Raw genomic sequence first — 17,494 nt, forward strand, 5'->3', positions numbered from 1 at the left:
CTGGGCCCTTCAAGCATAGGTGCTACGCGGCGCCGCGCCAGTGGCGCCGCAAGCAGTTGCCGGCACGCATGCACATTCCGACGATTCGATGACCCCGCGTCGCACAAACGGCAATCGCCCGCGCGATGCAGGCCGGGTCGAATCGACCGCTTATGCCCACATCATGCGCAGACCGCATGGGCCGTCAGCCCCGTCGGTTCGATCGCCAGATGCAACGTCCGCTCCGGCCGCAGCGTCACGTTCAACACCGCGCGCGGCGGTGTCATGCCGGGCGGCACCGACAACACATGACGCTGCAGGATCATTGCGGCCACAACCGTCATCTCCGTCATCGCCAGATGCTGCCCGAGGCATACGCGCGGGCCCGAGCCGAACGGCATGTACGCGCCGCGCGGCGGTGCCGGCGCATCTTCGGCGAAGCGCTCCGGACGGAACGCATGCGGCGCCGGAAACCATCGTTCGTCGAGATGCATGAGCTGCAGCGGCAGCATGAACAGCGTGCGCGCGGGAAACTGCCATGCGCCCAGCGCGACCGGCCGCGATGCACGGCGGCTGATCAGGATCGGCGCGGATGGATACAGGCGCAGCGTTTCGTCCAGCGTCTGCGCCAGATAGCGCAACGAAGATCGCGTCTCGGCGGACGGCGCTCGACCGCCCAGCACGCGGGACACCTCGTCGCGCGCGGCGGCTTGCACGGCCGGATTCGTGGCCATGCACCATGCCCACCAGGTCAGCGCCCCGGCCGTCGTCTCGTGGCCGGCCAGGAACGCCGTCATGCATTCGTCGTGCACGGCTTGCAGCGGCCATTTCCGACCATCCGCCCGATGCAGCCGCAACAGGCGCGACAGCAGATCATCGGGCCACGTACGCTCCGGCATGTCGACGCGCGCACGCAGTTGCCGGTCGATCAGCCCGTTCAGCACCGCCTTTGCCCGCGCCTTGCCGCGCTTCCACGGCATCCAGTCCGGCGTGCTCGCCGGCTGATAGAACTCTGCGTCGGCCGCAGCGCTCACCGCCCGCACCGCCTCCTCGGCCGCACGCGCATCGTCGCCGATCGTATCGGAGAACATCGTGCGCATGATCACGTCCATCGCCAACGACGTCAGCGCGCTTTCGATCGGCCAGTCCGGATCGCGCGCGGGCCACTGCGCGAGTGCATGACCAGCCGTCGCCGCGATCGCCGGAACGAACGCCTGAACCGGCTTCGGCATGAAGTTCGGTTGCAACGCATGCCGCTTGTCGCGCCACGCATCGCCCTCGGCAACCAGCACGCTATGGCCGTGGACCTGCGCGAAGACGCGGATCGCGCGCTCCCAGCGCCCGAACGCATCGTGATGCGTGACCAGCAGCTCGCGCGCGAGCGCCGGATCGGTCACGACCACCGCGTGCTCGGGCCACACGCGCAAGTGCACGACGTCGCCGTAATCGCGCTGCCAGCCGGCCAGCGTGCCGATCAGGTCGCGTGACATCGCGCGCAGCAGCGCCCACCCCGTCAGGCCGGCACGCGGCCCCGGCGGCCATACGCCGGGCGGGTGAAGCACGGGCGCCGGCGCAGCGGTGCCCGCATGGAATGGACATTGGGAAGAGGATCGTGTGTTCATGCGCCGGATTGTCCGCATCGGCGAGCCGGCGGTCTTGAACGCAAACGACATCGACACGCGTACGGCCGGTCCCTATACTCCGGCATCATGTTCTCAGGACCGCCATCGATCCCGCCGTCATGCCCCGATCCGCTTGCGCGCGCGCCCCGTGTGCAAAGCGGCGGACAGTCGCCGCATGCGCGGCTGCATCCCGCGCCGGCCGCGCTGCAGGGCGCGGTGGTCGCGATCGTCCTGTACGACACGCGCGGCCTCGCGTTGAGCGACGCGCAGCGACTCTCGCACTTTCCGGCCACGCCGCTCGTCTGCGTGTCGTGGTATCGGAATCTCGACGTCGGCTTCATCGAACCCACGGCCGACGGCACGCAATGGCGACCCTTCGGCGCGGCCGCGACGCTGTCGGGCAGCCATTCGGCCCCCACCGTCGCATGGGCGCCGACGGGCGGGCTGATCGGCATGATCTGTTTCACCGCCGATGCGGCGCGGACGCTGTTCGGCATCGCGCTGCCGGGCATTCACGACCGCGTGCTCAACGCGCACGCGTGCCTCGGCCGCGACTGGCACCCGCTGCTCGATGCATTGATCGGCGCGGATCGCGACGCCGACGCGCTGGCGGCGATCGATCGCCACCTCGCGCCCCGCTGGCAGGCGCTTCGGCCCTCGACGCCGCTGTCATCGCTGCGCAACGCGGGGCGCAGCTGGGTCGAGCGGCTCGCGCTGCAAGCGCGCGAGTGGCGAGGCACGCGCAGCCCGCGTCAGGTCGAACGGCGCATCAAGACCTACAGCGGCCGATCGCTGCGCGAATGGCAGGCGCTCGTCAGGACGGAAAGCACATTCTTCGCGGCGCGCGACCGGTTCGAAGCCGGCGCCGCGTTCAACTGGGCCACGCTGGCGCTGGACGAAGGGTTCGCCGACCAGGCGCACCTGAGCCGCGAGGTCAAGCGCATCACGGGATTCTCGCCGAGCGAATTCACGCAACGCTTCATCGACGACGAATCGTTCTGGATGTATCGGCTCTGGGTGTGACGCGGCGGCGGCCGATCCCGCATTGGTGAGCCGTTTCGCAATGCACGGCCCGCTCGCGCCCTCCACTCAACCGCGCGGTTCGACGAAGCCGCCGTCGGGCGCATCGTGCGGCACGTTCCAGCCGAAATACACTTCCGCCTCGACGATCCGCCCGTGGCGGACGCGCAACCGCTCCGCATTCCGGAACCGCTTGCCGCTGCTCGTTTCCGCCACGTACACGACGAATACGTGCTCGCCGTGAACGGCGACGTCGACGAAATCGAAACGCGCCAGTGTCACGCTGTTCGGCCAGCAGCGCCGGAAATACGTGTCGCGGTCGAGCCGGTTGTCGAGCGGGCTCGTGAAATGGAAATCCGGTGCGATCAGCGCTTCGATCGCGTCGCGGTTCTTGTCGGCATACGCGCGGTAGCTCGCGCGCGCAACGTCGCCCGGGTTCTGAAGCATCGTCGTGTCCTCCTCGAAGAATCGGCGTGAGCCTCGCTCGCACCGGTGCAGATGTTTCGGCGGAACGCGTCCGTTGCCATCCACGCGAACCCGCATCGGCCGGCAGCCCGCGCTTTCCATCGTAAGCCGGCAATGCCGCGGTTGCCCGATTCGACGGGCACGGGCATGATGTCCGCGAACTCGCCGGCCGCTTGTTCCGCTGGTTCGCGCCGACCTCGCCGCACCTGTGCAGCGTGTCACGCGAACGCCGCCGCCGTCGTGCGAGCAATCCGCATGCCGGCCCCGTCGCCAACGTCACTTCGTCCATGTCACTACGCGCATTCAGAACGCTGGTCGCCATCGCCCGATACCGGACCTTCGCACGCGCCGGCGAAGCCATCGGGCTCACGCAGTCGGCGGTGAGCCTGCAGATCAAGGCACTGGAAAGCGAATACAACGTGCAGTTGTTCGACCGTTCGCGCCGGCAACCGGTGCTCACCGAAGCGGGCAACATCCTGCTCGCGCAGGCCGAGCAGGTGCTCGCGATGGTCGACCGGATTCCCGATGCGCTCAGCGACGAGAAGAAACTCGTCGGCCGCCTGCGGATCGGCGCGATCCAGACCGCGCTGTCCGGCCCGCTGCCCGACGCGCTGCTCGCGCTGCGCAACTCACATCCGTCGCTGCGCGTGCACGTGTCGGCCGGCATGTCGGCCGAGCTGGCGAACCGCGTCGCGGCCGGCGAACTCGATGCGGCGATCACGACGCGCCCCGTGCGCCCGCATCCGGCGGAGCTGACGTGGACCACGCTGTACGAGGATCGCTTCTGGCTGCTCGCGCCGCCGGACCATGCGGAACGCGACGCGGGCACGCTGCTCGAAGCTCTGCCGTTCATCCGCTTCGACGCACAGGCCTGGGCCGGCCGCATGATCGCGGCCGAGCTGCGCCGCATCGGCGTGCGCGTGCGTGAAGAGATGGTGCTGGACAGCGCGGAAACGATCGCACGCATGGTGGCACGCGGGCTCGGCGCCGCGATCGTCGCGCTCCCCGATGCGACGCTCGCGCGCCTGCCGCCCGTCACGCGCTTGCCGTTCGGCCAGCCGCAGATGGGGCGCGCGGTCGTGCTGCTCGAACACCAGTCGCGTCCGGCCGAGCGTTTCGCGCGTGCGCTGGCCGCTGAAGTCACCGCGTCATCGATGAGAATTTCTCATTGAACGCCCGATAATTAACAATTATTCCTGTTGATTTCGCGTGTTAACTTGGCGGCATCGTCACTCTTTCGATTGCGAGTCGCCATGTTGCCCGCCGGATGGATTCCCGCGTCGTTTCGCCGCTCCGCCTGCCAGCCGCTGCACGCAGCCTGCATGAAGGCGCGCCGATGATCGGCCCGATCCTGCTCGCGCTGGCGCCGGTCGCGCTGCTGGTCGCGTTCGGCCATGGCCTGCGTCGCACGGGTTTCATCGCCGATGCGTTCTGGCCGCAGGCCGAGCGCCTTTGCTACTACGTGCTGCTGCCGGCGCTGTTCGCGGACGGCCTCGCGAACGCGCGACTCCAAGCGCTGCCCGTTTTACCGCTCGCGGCCGCGCTGGTCGGTTCGACCGCCGTCGCCGCTGCGCTTCTTCTGCTGGTCCGTCGGTTCGTCCGGGTCGACGGCGCCGGCTTCACGTCCGTGTTCCAGGGCGCGGTGCGCTTCAACAACTATGTCGGCACCGCACTCGCCGCCGGGCTGTTCGGCGCACAAGGCATCGCGCTCGCGGCCGTCTGCGTCGCGGCGATCGTCCCGACCGTCAACCTGATGTGCGTGCTGGTCTTCGCGCGGTATGGCGACACGCGGCTCGGTGCGAGCGCGCTCGTGCGGCAGATCCTGTCGAATCCGCTCGTCGTCGCGTGCGCGCTCGGAATCTCGATGCAGGCCGGCGGTGTTGCATTTCCCGCTGCCGTCGAGCCGGCCGTGCGCGCGCTCGGCGCCGCGTCGATGCCGCTCGGCCTGCTGTGCGTGGGCGCGGCGCTGAAATTCGATGCGGCCCGTGCATGGCTGCAGCCGGTGTGCGTCGCGTCGGCGTTCAAGTTCATGGCGATGCCGCTCATTACGCTCGCGGCCGGCCGCCTGTTCGGGCTCGGCGAAGCGGCGCTGACGGTCGCGCTGCTGTTCCAGGCGCTGCCGACATCGTCGGCGTCGTACATCATGGCCCGCCAGCTCGGCGGCGACGCGCCGCTGATGGCCGGCATCACCGCATTCCAGACGATCGCCGCGGCGCTCGCGATGCCGGTCGTGCTGACGGCGCTCGCGTCGGCACCGGCGTTTCGCTGACGGCGCCGCCCCGCCCGATACCCACTGAATCAGCCTGCTGGCCAGTCATCGCACGGTTCGACATCGTCGGCCGCGCGCGCTCGTGATCGCGGGCGTCGCTCTGGTCAATCGCGCACGGCGCTGACGCATCGGCACACGCCGCGCAGGCTCGGGGACGGATCCCGAATACCGGATGCGACGGCACTCGCAGCACCGTTGCGCGCCGCCTACGCGTCGCCGACACGCGCCCCCGACTTTCTCGCAGCCCTGCCAAAAACCGCCTATCGTGAATGAAGCGCCCCGTTCGTCGCCATCCGACCCTGAGTCGCTCGCACCGGCGGCAACGGCACCGCGTTCCGGCACCATTCATCGCGATCGTCGCGCCCGCTCGCCCGTGCGCACGATCGCGGCCGCCCACCGGATTACAGGAGGCATTCATGAAAGCCGCGTTGCTCGTCAGCTCCGCCCTGCTCGCCATTGCATCCGCTTCGGCCTCGGCCCAAGGCTCGATCACGAAAGTCGAAAACGGCGCGCTCGTCGCCGCGAACGGGATGACCGTCTCTTCGACAAGGACAAGCCCAACGCCGGGACCAGCGCATGCACGGGCCAGTGCGAAACCTTCTGGCCGCCGTACAAGGCCAGCGCGACCGACGTTCCGGTCGGGCCCTACACGATCGTCAAGCGCGACGACGGCAGCCCGCAATGGGCGTACAAGGGCAAGCCGCTGTACTTCTTCTCGAAGGACATGAAACAGGGCGACCGCAACGGCGAAAACTTCAAGGACATGTGGCACGTGGTCGCGCCGTAAGCGTTATTGGCCGCCGTCCGCGCAACCGGCGCGGACGTAAAAAAGCCCGCCCGGATCGTCGTCGACCGGGGCGGGCCTTCGCATCTTCACGTTGGCCACCTTGCATCGCCAGCCGACAGGCCGGCGACGCATGCAGCCGGCATGCGCGTCAGCGGTTCGACGGGAAGCTGAACACCGTCCCTTCGCGCACGCCGGCAGACGGCCAGCGCTGCGTGATCGTCTTGCGCTTCGTGTAGAACCGCACGGCGTCCGGGCCGTATGCGTGCAGGTCGCCGAACAGCGAACGCTTCCAGCCGCCGAACGAGTGGTACGCGACGGGCACCGGCAGCGGCACGTTGATACCGACCATGCCGATCTGGATGTTGTCGCTGAAGTAGCGCGCGGCCTCGCCGTCGCGCGTGAACAGGCACGTGCCGTTACCGTATTCGTGCGCGTCGATCAGCGCCATCGCCTCGTCGAGCGACTTCAGGCGGATCACGCCGAGCACCGGCCCGAAGATCTCGTGCTGGTAGATCGGCATGCCGGGCTTCACGTTGTCGAACAGGCACGGGCCGAGGTAGTAGCCGCCGTCATGGCCGTCGACCTTCACGCCGCGGCCGTCGACGACGAGCGTCGCGCCCGCTGCCACGCCCGCTTCGACGAAGCCCGTCACCTTCTCGAAGTGCTGCTGCGTGACGAGCGGGCCCATGTCGATGCCCGCGCGGTTGCCCGGGCCAACCTTCATCTTGTCGATTTCCGCCTTCAGGCCCGCGACGACCTGGTCGCCCGTCTCGTCGCCGATCGCGACGACCAGCGGAATCGCCATGCAGCGCTCGCCGCACGAGCCGTACGCGGCGCCCATCAGCGCGTTCACCGCATTGCCGATGTCCGCGTCGGGCATCACGACCGCGAAGTTCTTCGCGCCGCCGAGCGCCTGCACGCGCTTGCCGTTCGCACAGCCGGTCGAGTAGATGTATTCGGCGATCGGCGTCGAGCCGACGAAGCTCACTGCCTTCACGCGCGGATCGGTCAGGATCGTGTCGACCGCTTCCTTGTCGCCGTTCACGACGTTCAGCACGCCCGGCGGCAGGCCGGCCTCGAGCGCGAGCTCGGCCATGCGCAGCGTCGACGACGGCGTGCGCTCGGACGGCTTCAGCACGAACGTGTTGCCGCACGCGACGGCCATCGGCCACATCCACAGCGGCACCATCACCGGGAAGTTGAACGGCGTGATGCCGGCCACTACGCCGAGCGCCTGGAACTCGCTCCACGAATCGATCGCGGGGCCGACGTTCTTGCTGTGCTCGCCCTTCAGCAGCTCGGGCACGTAGCTGGCGTATTCGACGTTCTCGATCCCGCGCTGCAGTTCGCCCATCGCATCGGCGAGCACCTTGCCGTGCTCGGCCGTGATCAGCGCGCACAGCTCGTCGGCGTGCTCCTCGAGCAGCGTCTTGAAGCGGCTCATCACACGGGCGCGCTTCAGCGGCGGCGTGTTGCGCCACGCCGGGAACGCTGCCTGCGCGGACGCGATCGCGGCTTCGACGGTCAGCTTGTCGGCGAGCGCGACGCTCTTGTCCGATTCGCCGGTGGCCGGGTCGAACACCGGCTGGACGCGGCTGCCGCCGTCGACGCGCTTGCCATCGATCAGGTGGCCGAGGGTGGAAGTCACCTTGCTGTCGTGTTTCATCTGTCTGGCTCTTTCGTCAATTCGGTTGTCGCTTGGGGGCGGGCCGCGGCTCAGTCCACTTCGTTCAGTGCGTCGGACAGCGCGTTGACCAGGTTGTCGATCTCGCGCTTCTCCGAGATGAACGGCGGCGCGAGCTGGATCGTGTCGCCGCCGTAGCGCACGTAGAAGCCCTTCGCCCAGCAGCGCATCGCGATCTCGTACGGGCGCCGTGCCGGTTCGCCCGGCAGCGCCGCGATCGTCAGGCCGGCCGCGAGGCCGTAGTTGCGGATGTCCGCGATGTGGCGCTGGCCCTTCAGCCCGTGCACGGCCGCCTCGAAATGCGGCGCGAGGTCGCGCACGCGGGCCACCGCGTCTTCCTTGACGAGCAGGTCGAGCGCCGCGACGCCGGCCGCACACGCGACCGGGTGCGCCGAATACGTGTAGCCGTGCGGGAATTCGAGCATGTACTCGGGGCCGCCTGCCGCCATGAACGTGTCGTAGATTTCCTTCGTCGCGACCACGCCGCCGAGCGGCTGCACGCCGTTCGTCACCTGCTTCGCGAAGTTCAGGATGTCCGGCGTCACGCCGAACGCATCGGCGCCCGTCATCGCGCCGGCACGGCCGAAGCCCGTGATGACCTCGTCGAAAATCAGCAGGATGTCGTGCGCGGTGCAGATGTCGCGCAACCGCTTCAGATAGCCCTTCGGCGGCACGACCACGCCCGCCGAACCGGAGAACGGCTCGACGATCACGGCCGCGATGTTCGATGCGTCGTGCAGCGCGATCAGGTCGAGCAGGCGGTCGGCCAGCTCTGCGCCGTGCTCGGGCATCCCGCGCGAGAACTTGTTTTCGGCGAGTTGCGTGTGCGGCAGGAAATCGGCGTCGAGGCCCTGGCCGAACAGCTTGCGGTTCGGCCCGATCCCGCCGACCGAGATGCCGCCGAAGTTCACGCCGTGGTAGCCCTTCTCGCGGCCGATCAGGCGCGTCTTCGTGCCCTTGCCCTTCGCGCGCCAGTACGCGCGCGCCAGCTTCAGCGACGTGTCGGCCGCTTCCGAGCCCGAACCCGTGAAGAACACGTAGTCGAGGCCGGCCGGCGTCAGGTCCTTGATCTTGTTGGCGAGCTCGAACGACTTCGGATGGCCGAACTGGAACGCCGGCGCGTAGTCGAGCTGCGCGACCTGGCGGCTCACGGCTTCGACGATTTCCGTGCGGCCGTGACCGAGGCCCGTGCACCAGAGGCCCGACAGGCCGTCGAAGATCTTGCGGCCTTCGGCGTCCGTGTAATACGCGCCGTTGCCCGACACGATCATGCGCGGATCGGCCTTGAACTGGCGGTTGGCCGTGAACGGCATCCAGTGCGCGTCGAGCCAGGCGGCGTCGGTGCGGATAGTCGTGTCGTCCTGCTGCGCGGCGGTGGTGATGTCGGTCATGTCGGTCGGCGCGGCGCGCCCCTCCTTCTTGTGATGATGTTGCACATTGTCGGGACGACAATTAGTCTCTTCAATATCGCAATATCAATGTTCACTTGCTCAGCTATGCAAGCAAAGAAACCGAAGAGCCGCGCGCTGCTCGGGCAGCTCAGCGACATGGATCTGCGCCTGCTGCGGGTCTTCAAGGGCGTCGTGCAGTGCGGCGGGATGGCGGCGGCCGAACTGGAACTGAATATCGGCATCTCGACGATCAGCCGGCACGTGAAGGATCTGGAAACGCGCGTCGGCCTCGTGCTGTGCCGGCGCGGTCGCGCGGGCTTCACGCTGACGCCCGAGGGGCAGACGGTGTACGAGGAGACGCTGCGGCTGCTCGCGTCGATGGAGGCCTTTCGCAGCAGGATAGACGGTATTCACGACAGGATGGGCGGAGAACTGCACATCGCGGTGTTCGACAAGACGGCTACCAACCCGAACGCGCGGCTCGGCGACGCGATCCGCCGGTTCGCGGACGAGGCACCCGACGTCGCGCTGAACCTGCATGTCGCGTCGATCAACGAGGTCGAGCGCGGGATCATCGACGACAGCTACCAGGTCGGGATCATTCCCGCGCACCGCAACTCGGGCAGCCTCGTGTATTCGGAGCTGTTCGACGAACGGATGCTGCTGTACTGCGGCCGCCAGCATCCGCTCTACGATGCGCCGCACGGCAAGCTCACGTGGACGACGATCCGCAACCACGCGTTCGCGGGGCTCGGCTTCCATTCGCCGAACATGGAACTGAGCCATCGCGCGAAGCTCACGCGCAGCGCGACCGCGTCGGACCAGGAATCGATCGCGACGCTGATCCTGTCCGGCCGTTATCTCGGCTTCCTGCCGGACCATTACGCGGAAAGCTTCGAAAACAAGGGGCTGATGCAGCCGATCGCGCCGCACCGGTTCAACTACCGGTGCCGGTTCGTGAGCCTGCTGCGGCGCTCGCCGCGGCCGTCGCGGGCCGCGCTGCTGTTCCAGTCGTGCCTGGAAGCCGCGCACGACGTGAAAGCGTAGCCGGCGCGACGGTCCGCGCCGCGCCGCGCGGGAACGGCGGCGCGGGCATCGCGTTCAACGCCCTGCGCCGCACGCGAACCGCCGCCGTTCGGCCGCGCGATCCGGCTCTGCGATAATGCGGGCTCCCCATTTCCGCTCCGCCGCCCCGCCATGACGCAACCGTCCGCCCCGCTCTCCACCGACCTGCCGCCGATCTCGTGCCTGCCCGGCGATGCGCTGCCGTGGCTGCCGATGAGCGCCGACCTGCCGGGGCTGGCGATCAAGTATCTGCACATCAATGCGGCCGAGGACACGCTGACCGCGCTGCTGAAGATGCCGGCCGGCGGCACGCTGCCGCGCCATCGCCACGATGGCGAGGTGTTCGTCCATACGCTGCAGGGTGCGTGGCGCTACCTGGAGTACGACTGGGTCGCGCACGCCGGCTCGACGGTGCTCGAACCGGCCGGCTCGGTGCATACGCCGGAAACGCTCGGCGCGCCGGGCGAGGACGTGATCACGCTCAACGTGATGCGCGGCGATCTCGTGCTGCTCGACGACGACGGCCGCGAGACTGCGCGCGAGAACTGCCGCGTCGCGCTGCTGCGCCAGCGCAAGCATGCGCGTACGGCGCCGGACGACGCGGCGCCGTTCGTCACACGGTAAGACAGGCGGCATCGTCGCGTCACGATCCGCATGGTGCCGGCTCTCGCTAATGCGCGGATGGCCGCCTGCGCACTTCGCCAGCTTCCCCGGCCTACCCGCGCATTACCGAAAACGCCGGAAAAATCGCCGAATATCGTTGGCCAGCAGATCCGGCTCTTCCATCGCAGCAAAATGGCCGCCGCTCGGCATGTCGGTCCACTGCACGACGTCGAACACCCGTTCGAGCCAGCTGCGCGGCGGGTGGCTGATTTCCTTCGGAAAACGCGCAAACGCGACGGGCACCGCCACGCGTTGCCCGGCCGCGAAGCGCATTGGCTGCAGCCGGTTTTCCCAATACATCTGCATTGACGAACCGATGCAGCCGGTGAACCAGTAGAGCGAGATTCCGGTCAGCAGCACGTCGTGCGAAAACCGCCGTGCGACGTCGCCGTCGCAATCGCTCCACGTGCGGAATTTCTCGGTGATCCACGCGGCCAGCCCGGCCGGCGAATCGTTGAGCGCGACGGCCAGCGTCTGCGGCTTCGTCATATGCATATGCGCATATCCGCCTTCCAGCGCGGCCCACTCGCCGCGCTGCGTCACGAAGGCCTGTTCGTCCTCGGTCAGCGGCGAAGCCGCGTCGGTCGGAGGCTCGTAGCTGCCGGGCAGGTAGTTCAGATGGATGCCGTCCACCACGTCGGCGTGTCGCGCGCCGAGCGCAATCGACACGCCTGCGCCGAGATCACCGCCTTGCGCGCCGAAGCGTCGATATCCGAGACCGGACATCAACGCCGCCCAGCGGTCGGCGACCTGAAATGCCGACATGCCGGGTGCCGCGGGCGCCGGCGAGAACAGGAAGCCCGGCAGTGACGGCACGACGACGTCGAACGCATCGTCCGGATCGCCGCCGAACGCCGCCGGGTCGCAGAGGCGATCGATCAGCGCGTCGAATTCGAATACGGAGCCCGGCCAGCCGTGCGTGACGACGAGCGGATAAGGCCTCGGCCCGACGCCGCGTCGATGGATGAAATGCACGCGCTGCCCGCCTGCGTCTGCGACGAACTGCGGTAGCCGGTTCAGCGCACGCTCCACCGCACGCCAGTCGAAGCGTTCGGCCCAGTACGCGGTCAGTTCGCGCAGCCACGCGCCGTCGACACCCTGCTGCCACGGCCCGGCGGGTGTCAGCATCGGTGCGCGCATGTCGCGCAGGCGCCGGCGCAGATCATCAAGCGCGTGATCGGGAATCGCAATGTTGAACGGGGCGGTGTGCATCGTGTCTCCTCGCGAAGAATATCGACGAGATTCTGCGCCATTTTTCCGACCCGCGACGAACGGCTCGCGCCCACGCGTCAGCCTGTTTCCCGCTCGTCCGCGCGCGCATCGCGCCGCATCGCCTGCGGCGGCACGCCGAACCCGCGCACGAACGCCTCGCGCATATGGCGGCGATCACGAAAACCGTTCTCCTTCGCGATCACGTCGAGCGGATGGCGGCTCTGTTCGATCATCAGCCGCGCGGACTCTAGCCGCAGCCGCTCGATCGCCTTCGCGGGCGACTGCCCCGTTTCGAGCGTAAACACGCGGCTGAACTGCCGCGGGCTCAGGTGGACGGCATCGGCCAGATCCTCGACGGTCAGCGCGCGGCCGAGGTTCTGCCGCGCGTAGTTCAACGCGTTCTGGATCCGGTCGGATTTCGGCGCGAGCTCCAGCATTTCCGAATGCTGCGACTGACCGCCGGCCCGACGCTGGTGCATCACGAGCTTGTGCGCGACCGAGCGCGCGGCATCGGCGCCGAGATCCTTTTCCACCATCGCGAGCGCGAGGTCGAGGCCGGCCGTCATCCCGGCCGACGTCCAGATCGGCCCGTCGACGATGTAGATCCGGTCTTCCTCGACGCGAATCTCCGGGTAGTGCCGCTGCATGTCGCGACCGAACGCCCAGTGCGTCGTCGCGCGGCGCTGCGCAAGCAGCCCGGCCTCGGCCAGCACGAACGCGCCCGTGCAAATGCCGGCGATCCGCCTTGCGCGTGCGTTCGTGCGGCGCAGGAACGCGACCACGCCGGCCGGCGCCGGCGCAGCGAGTGGATCGTTGACGCCCGCGACGATCCACGTATCGACGGCGATCCGCCCGCGCAGCGCGCGCGTGGCGACCGACAGCCCGAGCGACGAGCGCACGTCGCCGCCATCGACCGAATAATTGTCCATCACGTAGAACGGCTCGCCAGCTCCCATGTTCGCGTACTCGAACACCGACTGCGCGGCGAGCGCCATGATCTGGAAACCGTCGCTGATCAGAAAGCCGATTCGGTGCATGCGTGTTCTCCAGTCCGGGCGTGCGTTTGGCCCGGTGTCCTGAATCATACCCATCTACGTCATTTGTGTCGCAGCGATTCGAAGCCAGAATGCATTCACGCCATTCGGCCACTTCATCGAAAACGGAGCGACATCATGACTCAAGCACATCGCGGTACCGCCCTCATTACCGGCGCGTCGTCGGGCATCGGCGCAATCTACGCGGACCGGCTCGCGCGCCGCGGCTACGACCTGATCCTGGTCGCGCGCAGCCGCGACCGGCTGGCCGCCCTCGCCGAGCGCATCACGAACGACACGCGGCGCAGCGTCGAGATCGTCGACGCGGACCTCAACGACCGCGCGGCACTCGCCGCCGTCGAAACGAAGCTGAAGCAGGATGCGAGCATCACGCTGCTCGTGAACAACGCGGGTGTCGGCACGCACGCCCCGCTGCTCGACAGCGACGTAGACGCGATGACGCGGATGATCGACCTGAACGTGACCGCGCTCACGCGCCTCACCTATGCAGCCGTGCCCGGCTTCGTCGCCCGTGGCCGCGGCGCGGTAATCAACATTTCGTCGATCGTCGCGATCTCGCCGGAAACGCTGAACGGCGTGTACGGCGGCAGCAAGGCGTTCGTGCTCGCGTTCAGCCAGTCGCTGCACCACGAGCTCGGCGGCAAGGGTGTGCAGGTGCAGGCCGTGCTGCCCGGCGCGACGGCCACCGATTTCTGGCAGACGGGCGGCCTGCCGCTCGAGCACCTGCCGAAGGAAATCGTGATGTCGGCGTCCGACATGGTCGACGCGGCGCTGGTCGGCTTCGATCGCGGCGAACTCGTGACGATTCCGTCGCTGCACGCGGCCGACGAATGGAATGCGTACGAGGCCGCGCGCCAGACGATGGCGCCGCACCTGTCGACCGATACGCCGGCGCCGCGCTATGCGGCGGCGCGCTGATCGCGTCTGACATCCTGCGGATCGAAGGCGGCAAGCTTGCCGAACACCGGGGCGTGCTGCGGCACGAGGTTACATGCGGAGAATCGGCCGACGGTCATCCGGTGTTCGGCGGCACATTTCCGGGCGAGCGTCGGTCGCTTCATTCGTCTGCGGGAAGGCACCGACGATGCACGGCGTCCGGCCGCCCGCGTGCCGGGAAAACGCCGGGAAAACACCCCCGGATTCTTTCCCGGCAAGCGCAAATGGATCGCATTGAAATCCCATTCAAACCCGACTGCCACTCAATTGGTGCAACAGTAAGCTCTACGATCGCAGTTTCCCGAGCAGCAATCATCCGGTCGGCATTCGTCCGATCACCTGGGCAATCGTCCGTTGCGGAATTCGACCATGCGGTTCCGTATGTTCATCACCGAGGCCGGCGACGCGCCGGCCGCCGCGCGTGGTTCGGCCGACGGTCAGCCCGCGTTTGCTCCGCCCGAGCTGGAGACCGTCTGCCGCGTCGCGCGTGCGCATTTCGGCACGGCCGGCGCTTTCGTTGCGCACGCCGAAGCCGGCACGCAACACGTGCTGGCGGCCGACGGGACGCTGCCCGCCCCGCTCCCTGTCGGGCAACGCGGCCGCAACCGGATCGAGGTATGTCGGGCGTAATCGAAGCGATACGGGCCACCCGCGTCGAACCGGACGGCGACAACACCAGCCGCGCGATTGCCCGACCTCACGATCAACGTTGAGCTTCCGCTCGTACGAGCGCATCGCCGCCCTTCACGCCGAGCATCAGCGCGACGCCGCTGGCGACCAGCAGCGCGGCCAGCAGGTACACGGCGAGATCCATGCTGCCCGTGCGCGTGCGAATGATCCCGATCACCCACGGGCTGACGATGCCGCTCGTGATCCCGATGCTGCTGATCAGCGCGATCCCGGCCGCGGCCGCGTTGCCCGACAGGTAGCGGGTCGGCACGGCCCAGAAGATCGGCAGTGCGGCGAAGATCAGCGTCGCCGCGATCGACAGGCACGCGAGCATCGCCGCGAAGCTGTGCAGGTGCAACGTCAGCGCCGCGAGCGCGAGCCCGCCGCCGATCGTGCAGCACGCGAAGTGCCTGCGGCGCTCGCCGGTGCGGTCCGAGCGGCGCGCGATCAGGATCAGCCCGACCGCACCGACCGCATTCGGCACGACCGTGTAGAGGCTCACGGCAACGACGTCGGTCACGCCGAAGTCGCGGATCATCAGCGGCATCCAGAAATTGAGCGTCAGCGACGCGCAGGTCAGCGAGAAATAAATGAACGCGAACAGGTACACGCGCGGGTTCGCGAGCGCGGCCGCCAGGCTGCGCCCGTCGTGCGCGCCGCCATGCCCGCGGCCGTCCGCGCACAGCGCGGCGACGCGCGCCTTTTCATCGGCCGTGAGCCATGCGGCGTCCTGCGGACGGTCGACGAGGAACGTGAACGCGGCGAACGCGAGCAGGATCGCCGGCGCACCCTCGATCGCGAACATCCATTGCCAGCCGTGCAGCCCGAGCACGCCGCTCATGTCGCGCATGATCCAGCCCGACATCAGGCCGCCGAGCACGCCGGCCACCGCGACGCCCGCGAAGAACACCGAGATCGCGGCCGCGCGCCGGTTCGCGGGGAACCACCAGGTCAGGTACAGCACGATGCCGGGGAAGAAGCCGGCTTCGAACACGCCGAGCAGGAAGCGCAGCACGTAGAAATGCGACGGCTGCGACACGAACATCATCCCGGTCGACGCGATGCCCCACAGCAGCATGATCCGCGTGAACGTGCGGCGCGCGCCGAAACGCGCGAGCAGCAGGTTGCTCGGCACTTCGCAGAACACGTAGCCGACGTAGAACACCGCGGCGCCGAGGCCGTACATCGCATCGCTGAAGCCGAGATCGTGCTTCATCTGCAACTGCGCGAAGCCGATGTTGATGCGGTCGAGGAACGACACGACGTAGCAGAGGAACAGGAACGGGACGATCCGCCACGCGATCTTGCGGAACAGCCGCGCGTCGCCGGATTCCGACGTCGATGAGGATACCGAAGCGCTCGTGTGCGCGAGCGTTGCTTCGGCGGGAAGCGATTGGGGCATGTCTCTCTCCAAACGGGCCGCGCGATTCGAGCGCGCAGCAGTCTCCGAGGGCGTGCATGCGCCCTGCTTTCTTGTGAGACCGGATACGGCGGCGGAAACCGCCGCCCTCAGTGAAACGGCGACGCGCTCACGCGAACGCCCCGCCGCCGTGTGCCGCTCAGTCCTGCAGCGCGGCCCACATTTCCTTGTCGCGCTGTGCAGTCCAGATGCGCGGATGCTTGATGCCGCTCGCCTCGTCGAACGCGCGCGACACGTCGAACGGCAAACAGTGCTCGTAGATGAACACATGGCCGAACTTCGGATCCATCGCTTCGCGCGTGAGCGCCATCGACGCCTTCAGGTCGAGATTGCGTTCGACGGCCTTGCGGCCCTGCGCGAGCAGCGTCGTGACGAAATCCTTCGTGTAGTCGAGGCCCTTGTTCACGTCGGCCGGATTCAGCAGCGCGGGGCCGCGGCCCGGCACGAGCTTCTCGGCGCCGAGCGCGCGCAGCGCCTCGAGCGTGGCCGGCCACTGCTCGAGCTGCGCGTCGCCGCAGTAGCACGCGGCGTCGTATTCGACGAGGTCGCCCGAGAACAGCACCTTCTGCGACGGCAGCCAGACGATCGTGTCGCCCTTCGTGTGGCCCGAGCCGACATGCATGATCTTCACTTCGAGCTTGCCGAGGAACAGCGTGATCTCGCGCTCGAACACGAGCGTCGGCCAGGTCAGGCCGGGCACCGTCTCGACGCCGGCGAACAGGCGCGGGAAACGCTCGATCTCCGACTTCATGTCGGCCTCGCCGCGCTCGACGATCATCTCGTAGGTGCCGCGGCTCGCGATCACGTGCTGCGCACCTTCGGCGAAATACGCGGACGCACCGAGCACGCGCACCGCGTGGTAATGCGACAGCACCACGTGCTTGATCGGCTTGTCGGTCACGCTGCGGATCTTCGCGATCAGGTCCTGCGCCATCGCGGGCGTCGCGGTCGTGTCGACGATCAGCACGCTGTCGTCGCCGATGATCACGCCCGAGTTCGGGTCGCCCTCGGCGGTGTACGCGTACGCGTTCTCGGACAGCTTCGTCCACGTGACTTTCTTCTCTTCCAGATCGGCTTGGGAGGCGAATGCTTTGGCCATGTTGCGTTCCGTGGCTGCGAGCCATGTGTTGAGGGGTGTGAACGGATCATCTTCTCCCATCGATTATTTGTCAATGACAAATCGACTTGCTATTGTCTAATGCGGGTAAACCTGCGGGCTGGCGCGATAAATGGCGTCGGATACCATGCGGGGTTTCG

16 protein-coding genes and 1 pseudogene are annotated in these 17,494 nt (G+C 67.9%); 8 read left to right on the forward strand and 9 right to left on the reverse strand.

Translation table 11 applies throughout. The features are described from left to right. Positions 1-161: 161 nt before the first annotated feature. Positions 162-1,601 (reverse strand): cytochrome P450, encoded by a 1,440-nt coding sequence (locus BT264_RS05255; RefSeq protein WP_072436922.1) that lies wholly within the window; start codon positions 1,599-1,601, stop codon positions 162-164. A gap of 87 nt (positions 1,602-1,688) precedes the next feature. Here BT264_RS05255 and BT264_RS05260 point away from each other — a divergent pair, with 87 nt between their 5' ends. Beyond that, a complete protein-coding gene (locus tag BT264_RS05260) occupies positions 1,689-2,624 on the forward strand; it encodes a helix-turn-helix domain-containing protein (RefSeq protein WP_072436736.1) in 936 nt (311 codons plus the stop codon). Positions 2,625-2,690: 66 nt separating this feature from the next. On the opposite strand, the gene BT264_RS05265 is transcribed toward BT264_RS05260, so the two are convergent. Then, entirely contained in the window at positions 2,691-3,068 is a 378-nt protein-coding gene (locus tag BT264_RS05265) for a nuclear transport factor 2 family protein (RefSeq protein ID WP_072436735.1), read from the reverse strand. Positions 3,069-3,373: 305 nt separating this feature from the next. Here BT264_RS05265 and BT264_RS05270 point away from each other — a divergent pair, with 305 nt between their 5' ends. The 3 genes and pseudogenes from BT264_RS05270 (at position 3,374) to BT264_RS05280 (ending at position 6,142) form a co-directional block, all read left to right on the forward strand. Next, the gene (locus tag BT264_RS05270; RefSeq protein ID WP_072436734.1) at positions 3,374-4,258 is read left to right on the forward strand and encodes a LysR family transcriptional regulator; all 885 of its coding nucleotides are present in this window, start codon (positions 3,374-3,376) and stop codon (positions 4,256-4,258) included. A 164-nt stretch (positions 4,259-4,422) separates the two neighbouring features. Next, on the forward strand, positions 4,423-5,355 hold the full coding sequence (locus tag BT264_RS05275; RefSeq protein WP_072436921.1) for an AEC family transporter: 933 nt from the start codon (positions 4,423-4,425) through the stop codon (positions 5,353-5,355). A gap of 416 nt (positions 5,356-5,771) precedes the next feature. Further along, positions 5,772-6,142: pseudogene (locus tag BT264_RS05280) on the forward strand (hypothetical protein). A gap of 148 nt (positions 6,143-6,290) precedes the next feature. Here the strand turns inward: BT264_RS05280 and BT264_RS05285 are convergent. Then, positions 6,291-7,808 carry a CoA-acylating methylmalonate-semialdehyde dehydrogenase gene (locus tag BT264_RS05285; RefSeq protein ID WP_072436733.1) on the reverse strand — a complete coding sequence of 506 codons (1,518 nt, stop codon included), beginning with the start codon at positions 7,806-7,808 and terminating at the stop codon, positions 6,291-6,293. A 50-nt stretch (positions 7,809-7,858) separates the two neighbouring features. Beyond that, the gene (locus BT264_RS05290; protein ID WP_072436920.1) at positions 7,859-9,217 is read right to left on the reverse strand and encodes an omega-aminotransferase AptA; all 1,359 of its coding nucleotides are present in this window, start codon (positions 9,215-9,217) and stop codon (positions 7,859-7,861) included. Positions 9,218-9,322: 105 nt separating this feature from the next. On the opposite strand from BT264_RS05290, the gene BT264_RS05295 reads away from it, so the two are divergent. Further along, positions 9,323-10,264: a LysR family transcriptional regulator gene (locus tag BT264_RS05295; RefSeq protein ID WP_072436732.1), complete on the forward strand. Its 942-nt coding sequence runs from the start codon at positions 9,323-9,325 to the stop codon at positions 10,262-10,264. Between the two features lie 150 nt (positions 10,265-10,414). Then, the gene (locus tag BT264_RS05300) at positions 10,415-10,906 is read left to right on the forward strand and encodes a 2,4'-dihydroxyacetophenone dioxygenase family protein (RefSeq protein WP_072436731.1); all 492 of its coding nucleotides are present in this window, start codon (positions 10,415-10,417) and stop codon (positions 10,904-10,906) included. 102 nt (positions 10,907-11,008) lie between these two features. Here BT264_RS05300 and BT264_RS05305 read toward each other — a convergent pair whose 3' ends face one another. Both BT264_RS05305 and BT264_RS05310 read right to left on the reverse strand, forming a co-directional pair. Continuing rightward, complete coding sequence (locus BT264_RS05305; protein WP_072436730.1) at positions 11,009-12,157, reverse strand: epoxide hydrolase family protein; 1,149 nt, start codon at positions 12,155-12,157, stop codon at positions 11,009-11,011. 77 nt (positions 12,158-12,234) lie between these two features. Beyond that, positions 12,235-13,194, reverse strand: coding sequence for a GlxA family transcriptional regulator (locus tag BT264_RS05310; RefSeq protein ID WP_072436729.1), 960 nt, complete (start codon positions 13,192-13,194; stop codon positions 12,235-12,237). A 135-nt stretch (positions 13,195-13,329) separates the two neighbouring features. On the opposite strand from BT264_RS05310, the gene BT264_RS05315 reads away from it, so the two are divergent. Continuing rightward, complete coding sequence (locus BT264_RS05315) at positions 13,330-14,130, forward strand: SDR family NAD(P)-dependent oxidoreductase (RefSeq protein WP_072436728.1); 801 nt, start codon at positions 13,330-13,332, stop codon at positions 14,128-14,130. On the opposite strand, the gene BT264_RS39540 is transcribed toward BT264_RS05315, so the two are convergent. After that, positions 14,112-14,411 carry a hypothetical protein gene (locus BT264_RS39540; RefSeq protein ID WP_143156736.1) on the reverse strand — a complete coding sequence of 100 codons (300 nt, stop codon included), beginning with the start codon at positions 14,409-14,411 and terminating at the stop codon, positions 14,112-14,114. The genes BT264_RS05315 and BT264_RS39540 overlap by 19 nt on opposite strands. 106 nt (positions 14,412-14,517) lie before the next feature. On the opposite strand from BT264_RS39540, the gene BT264_RS05320 reads away from it, so the two are divergent. Beyond that, positions 14,518-14,778, forward strand: a complete 261-nt coding sequence (locus BT264_RS05320) for a hypothetical protein (protein WP_256260569.1) — start codon at positions 14,518-14,520, stop codon at positions 14,776-14,778. Positions 14,779-14,851: 73 nt separating this feature from the next. On the opposite strand, the gene BT264_RS05325 is transcribed toward BT264_RS05320, so the two are convergent. Both BT264_RS05325 and BT264_RS05330 read right to left on the reverse strand, forming a co-directional pair. After that, positions 14,852-16,219 carry an MFS transporter gene (locus BT264_RS05325; RefSeq protein ID WP_072436727.1) on the reverse strand — a complete coding sequence of 456 codons (1,368 nt, stop codon included), beginning with the start codon at positions 16,217-16,219 and terminating at the stop codon, positions 14,852-14,854. Positions 16,220-16,376: 157 nt separating this feature from the next. Then, entirely contained in the window at positions 16,377-17,336 is a 960-nt protein-coding gene (locus BT264_RS05330; RefSeq protein WP_072436919.1) for an MBL fold metallo-hydrolase, read from the reverse strand. Positions 17,337-17,494 lie beyond the last annotated feature (158 nt).

The sequence above is a fragment of the Burkholderia sp. NFPP32 genome (assembly GCF_900119325.1).
GTDB classification, from domain to species: domain Bacteria; phylum Pseudomonadota; class Gammaproteobacteria; order Burkholderiales; family Burkholderiaceae; genus Burkholderia; species Burkholderia pyrrocinia_C.